The following is a 4,277-nucleotide window of genomic DNA, read 5'->3' on the forward strand; positions in this document are numbered from 1 at the left end:
TCACCTTCAACTATCTGGGGCAGTTCGATGGCAGTTTCGACGCCGAGCAGGGTGCACTGTTCGTCCCGGTCGGCGAGCCGCGCGGCGAGGAGCAGAGCCCGGCGGCGCCGCTGGGCAACTGGCTGACGCTCAATGGGCAGGTCTACGGTGGTGAACTGACCATCGCCTGGACCTACAGCCACGAGATGTTCTCTGCGGCCACGGTCCAGGCCTTGGCCGATGACTACGCTGCCGAGCTGAAGGCGCTCATCGCCCATTGCTGCGACCCGCACCATGCCGGTGTCACGCCCTCGGACTTCCCGCTGGCACGCCTGGATCAGGCGCACCTCGACCAGTTGCTGGACGATCCGCGCGCGGTCGAGGATGTCTACCCGTTGTCGCCGATGCAACAGGGCATGCTGTTCCATAGCCTGTATGGCCAGGGCAACGGCGACTATATCAACCAGATGCGGGTGACCGTGGAAGGCTTGCAGGTCGAGCGTTTCCGTGCAGCCTGGCAGGCGTCGGCCGATGCCCAGCCGATCCTGCGCAGTCGCTTCGCCTGGGAAGGTGACATCGGCCAGCCGCTGCAGATCGTCCAGCGCCAGGTCCAGGTGCCGTTCGACTACCTCGACTGGCATGCCGAGGCCGAGCCTGGCGCACGCCTGGACGCCCTGGCCGAGGCCGAGCGCGCACGTGGTTTCGACCTGCGTGAGGCGCCGTTGCTGCGTATGACCGTGGTGCGCACCGGCGAGCAATGCTTCGAGCTGATCTACACCAACCATCACATTCTCATGGACGGCTGGAGCAACTCCCAGTTGATGGGGGAAGTGCTGCAGCGTTATGCCGGCCAGGCGCCGGCCCAGGCCGGGCGTTACCGCGACTACATCGACTGGTTGCAGCGCCAGGATCCGGCGGTCAGCGAAGCGTTCTGGCGCGAGCGCCTGGCCGAGCTGGAGGCGCCCACACGTTTGGCCCAGGGCCTGCAAGCCGAGCCTGGCAGCGGGTACGCCAGCCATGTGCGGCTGGTCGACGCCGAGCGCACGCTGCGCCTGGAAGCCTTCGCCCGCCAGCAGAAGGTCACTGTCAACACCCTGCTGCAAGCAGCCTGGCTACTGCTGTTGCAGCGCTACAGCGGGCAGGCCACGGTGGCCTTCGGCGCCACTGTGGCGGGCCGGCCGCTGGAGCTGCCGGGTATCGAGCAGCAGATCGGTCTGTTCATCAATACCCTGCCGGTGATCGCCACCCCACAGCCGGCCCAGTCCGTGGCCGACTGGCTGCAGGCAGTGCAGGCGCTCAACCTTGGCTTGCGTGAGCATGAGCACACGCCCTTGTTCGATATCCAGCGCTGGGCCGGGCAGGGCGGTGACGCGCTGTTCGACAGCCTGCTGGTGTTCGAGAACTACCCGGTGGCCGAGGCCCTGGAGCGTGGCGCGCCACAGGAGCTGCGCTTCGGCAGCGTCGACAGTCGCGAGCAGACCAACTACCCGCTGACCCTGGGCGTGAACCTGGGCGGTACCCTGGAGCTGCACTACAGCTTCATGCGTGCCCATTTCGATGAGGCGGCCATTGTCCGCCTGGACCAGCAACTGGTCGGCCTGATGGAGCAGTTCAGCCAGGCGCCCGCTACGGCCTTGGGCAACCTGAGCCTGCTCGATAGCCAGGCCCGAGAGGCTCTGGCCGTGGCCAACGCGCCGCAGCCATGGCAGGACGGCTTGCTGGTGCACCAACGCATCGCGGCCCAGGCCGCGCGCCGGCCTCATGCTCCAGCGGTACTGTTCGGTGACCAGGTGCTGGACTTCGCCAGCCTGGAGCGTCAGGCCAACCAACTGGCCCATCGCCTGGTCGCCGAAGGCGTAGGCGCCGAGATCCGTGTCGGCGTGGCCTTGCCCCGTGGGCCGCAGGTGATCGTGGCCTTGCTCGCCGTGCTCAAGGCCGGTGGCGCCTATGTGCCGCTGGACGCCAGCTATCCGGCCGAGCGCCTGGCCTACCTGATGCAGGACTCTGGTATCGCCCTGTTGCTCAGCGACTCGACCTTGCGCGGGCAACTGCCGCTGCCGGCGGCGTTGGCTGCCCTCTATCTCGACCAGCTCGACCTGGCCGCACAGCCGACCCATGCGCCGCGAACAGTCGTGCAGCCGCAGAGCCTGGCCTATGTGATCTACACCTCCGGTTCCACCGGCAAGCCCAAGGGGGTGTGCGTCGAGCACGGCCCGCTGGCGATGCACTGCGAAGCCATCGGCCGGCGCTATGCCATGGTCGAGGACGATTGCGAGCTGCACTTCATGTCGTTTGCCTTCGACGGCGCTCATGAGCGCTGGCTCACCGCGTTGACCCACGGCAGCCGCCTGCTGGTGCGGGATGACAGCCTCTGGGAGCCAGGCCAGACCTGCGCGCGCATGCGTGAGCACGGCGTGACCGTGGCGGCGTTCCCGCCAGCGTACCTGTTGCAGATGGCCGAGCACGTCGAGCTGCATGGCCAGGCGCCGAAGGCGCGCATTTACTGCTTCGGCGGCGACGCGGTGCCGCGTGACAGCTACCAGCGCGTGCATGCCGCCCTGGCGCCGGAGCACATCATCAACGGCTACGGCCCGACCGAGACGGTGGTGACCCCGCTGATCTGGAAAGCCGACCGCGCGACCGACTGCGGCGCTGCCTACGCACCGATCGGCACGCGTATCGGCGACCGTCGCACCTACGTGCTGGCCGCCGACCTGAGCGTGCTGCCAGCCGGCCTGCAGGGTGAGCTGTACCTTGGTGGCCACGGGCTGGCCCGTGGCTACCTGGACCGGCCGGGCATGACCGCCGAGCGCTTCGTGCCCGACCCGCACGGCGAGCCGGGCGCGCGCCTGTACCGCAGTGGCGACCTGGTACGCGAGCGCCGCGATGGCGTGTTCGACTACCAGGGGCGCGTGGACAACCAGGTAAAAATCCGCGGTTTCCGCGTTGAACTGGGCGAAGTCGAGGCCCGCCTGCTGGCCCAGGCGGGTGTGCGCGATGCCGCCGTGGTCGCCCGGCCAGGCCCGAGCGGCCAGCAGTTGGTCGGTTATGTGGTGGCGTCGCAGCCAGGTCAGGCTGATGCCGCGTGGTGCGACGCGCTCAGGGCGAGCCTGCGCGACGTGCTGCCGGACTATATGGTTCCGGCGCATGTCCTGGCGCTTGCCAGCATGCCGCTGACCCCCAACGGCAAGCTTGACCGCAAGGCGCTGCCCCAGCCTGAGGCCGGTCAGTCCCGACAGGATCACCAGCCACCGCGTACCGCGCTGGAGCAGACGGTGGCGGCGATCTGGGCCGATGTGCTCAAGCTGCCGCAGGTGGGCTTGCACGATCACTTCTTCGAGCTGGGTGGTCATTCGTTGCTGGCCACCCAGGTCGTCGCCCGGGTGCGTCACGCTTTGCAGGTCGAGGTGGCGCTGCGCACCTTGTTCGAGCATGGCACCCTGCAAGCGTTCTGCGCCCAGCTGTCTGAGTCTGCCAACGCAGCGGTTCCCGCCATCGGCCTGGCCGATCGCTCGCGGGCGCTGGCCTTGTCCTATGCCCAGGAGCGTCAGTGGTTCCTCTGGCAGCTGGCCCCGGACAGCGCCGCCTACCATATTCCGGTGGCCCTGCGCCTGCGCGGGGCATTGCGTGTCGAAGCCCTGCGCCGGGCGTTCGAACACCTGGTGGCGCGGCACGAGAGCCTGCGCACGGTGTTCGTGCATGCCCAGGGGCGTACCGAGCAGGTGATACAGGCGCCGTATGCCTTCGAGCTGCCGTTGCAGGTGCTGGCCGATGCCAGCGATGCCGCGCTGCTGCCGCGGGTGGAACAGGAGGTCGCACGGCCGTTCGACCTCGCGCAGGGCCCGCTGCTGCGCGCCTGCCTGTTGCGCCAGGGCCGCGATGAACATGTGCTGGTGCTGGTGATGCATCACATCGTCAGCGATGGTGTGTCGATGCAGGTCATGGTCGACGAACTGGTGGCCCTGTACGACGCCTTTGACCAGGGGCAGGCACCGAGCCTTGCGCCGCTGCCGATCCAGTACGCTGACTATGCCGCCTGGCAGCGCCAGTGGATGGACGCTGGTGAGCGTGAGCGGCAGCTGACCTATTGGGTCGAACGCCTGGGTGGCACCCAGCCTGTGCTCGAACTGCCGCTGGATCACCCGCGCCCGGCGATGCGCAGCCAAGCCGGTGCCAGTTTGACGCTGGCCCTGCCCGGTGAGCTGCAGCAGGCGTTGCGTGCACTGGCCAGGCAACAGGGGGTGACGCTGTTCATGCTGTTGCTGGCGGCTTACCAGACGTTGCTGCACCGCTACAGC

At 68.1% G+C, this 4,277-nt stretch carries 1 protein-coding gene; it reads left to right on the forward strand.

What is annotated here, in order from left to right; translation table 11 throughout:
* Nucleotides 1–4,277: non-ribosomal peptide synthetase (locus GYA94_RS20990; RefSeq protein WP_161893028.1), on the forward strand; the 4,277-nt coding region annotated here is incomplete at both ends.

This window comes from Pseudomonas juntendi (genome assembly GCF_009932375.1).
GTDB lineage: Bacteria > Pseudomonadota > Gammaproteobacteria > Pseudomonadales > Pseudomonadaceae > Aquipseudomonas > Aquipseudomonas juntendi.